The sequence below is a fragment of the Brachybacterium sp. AOP42-C2-15 genome (genome assembly GCF_052377065.1).
Classification (GTDB): Bacteria; Actinomycetota; Actinomycetes; order Actinomycetales; family Dermabacteraceae; genus Brachybacterium.
Window position 1 is genome coordinate 1 of sequence record NZ_JBQSWK010000094.1, and the last position, 1,616, is coordinate 1,616.

At 71.7% G+C, this 1,616-nt stretch carries 1 protein-coding gene and 1 pseudogene; both read left to right on the top strand.

Annotated elements, in window-relative coordinates:
- Positions 1-1,371 (top strand): IS21 family transposase (gene istA, locus ACT3SQ_RS19140; protein ID WP_444601611.1); only part of this gene is annotated, 1,371 nt, incomplete at its 5' end.
- Positions 1,368-1,616: pseudogene (locus ACT3SQ_RS19145) on the top strand (ATP-binding protein); the annotation flags it as partial. The gene istA and the pseudogene ACT3SQ_RS19145, both read left to right, overlap by 4 nt.

Here is a 1,616-nt window from a genome sequence, read left to right on the forward strand (position 1 = left end):
GAGCGCAGTAGCGGCAAGGTCCGCGCGGACGTGGTCCATGAACGGCTGGTCGCGCAGGGGTTCACGGGGACGGAGCGAACTACTCGGCGGGCGGTCGCACGAGCCAAGGCGGCGTGGCGGGCCGGGCACCGGCGCACTTACCGGCCGTGGATCACCGAGCCGGGGCTGTGGCTGCAGTTCGACTGGGGTGAGGGTCCGAAGGTGCCCGGCCCGGACGGGACGCCGCGGCGGACGTGGCTGTTCTGCGCGTGGCTGGCCTTCTCGAGGTTCCGGGTGGTGATCCCGGTCTGGGACCAGACCCTGCCCACGCTGATCACGTGCCTGGATGCGACGCTGCACCGCCTGGGCGGGGTCCCGACCTATGTCCTGACCGACAACCCGAGGACCGTCAGCATCGATCACGTGGCCGGGGTCCCGGTGCGGCATCCGCAGATCGTCGAGGTCGGCCGGCACTACGGCATGCAGGTCCATACCTGCGTCCCTTTCGATCCGGAGTCCAAGGGCGGGACCGAGGCGACGGTGAAGATCGCGAAGGCGGATCTGGTGCCCACCGACGCGAACCTCCGCGCCGACTACGCCTCGTTCGCCGAGCTCGAGACCGCCTGCGAGACGTTCACCCACAAGGTCAACGCCCGCAGGCATCGAGAGTCCGCACGGATCCCGGCCGAGGCCCTGGCCGAGGAACGTGCCCGCCTGCACGTGCTGCCGGCGGCTCCTCACACGATGGCGCTGGGCCAGACCCGGTCGGTGGGCACCGATCAGACGGTGCGGTTCGGATCGGTGCGCTACTCCACGCCGCCGGGCCTGGTCGGGGCCGAGGTCTGGGTCCGCGCCGCGGGGATGGAGCTGGTGATCATCGCCGACCTCGACGCCCTACCCACCCTCCCGGACTGGGCCGGGGACCGACGCGGGCTGGTCGAGGTCGCCCGCCATCGCCTCTCCACCCCGGGCACTCCCCGGATCGACCTGGCCCACTATCCCGACCATCCCCAGGACCCGACCGGCGCTCCCCGCGTTCCGCGGCCCCGGGCCCGCACCAGCGCCGAGCGGGACTTCCTCGCCCTGGGAGATGGGGCGAGGGCCTGGCTGATCGAGGCCTCTGCCGCCGGGACAGTGCGGATCCGGGCGAAGATGACCGCCGCGCTCGAGCTGGCCGCCCTGGTCGGCACCGATCAGGTTGATGCCGGACTCGGGATCGCCGCGACCGCCGGACGCTTCGCCGAGGGTGACCTGGCCACCATCGTCGACCACCACTTAAGCGGTGCCGCGGTCGCAGACCTGGTCATCGCTGATGAGACCCACTCCGCCCAGCCCGGCACCACCAGCTGGGCCGGATTCACCACCACCACGAGCATGGAGACCACCCGATGACCGTCACCACGACGATGACTGCCCCGCCGCTGCCCGAGGACCTGACCACGGTCCTGAAGCGCATGCGCATGCCCTACCTCCGTGCTGCCGCCCCGGACGTGCTGGCCACCGCGAAAGCGCAGCGATGGGACCCCACCGAGGTCCTCCGCGTCCTTCTGGCTGAAGAGGTCCGGGGGCGGGACGCGGCCACCAAGGCGATGCGCCGCAAGAGCGCCGGCCTGCCAGCCGGGAAGACCTTCCAGACC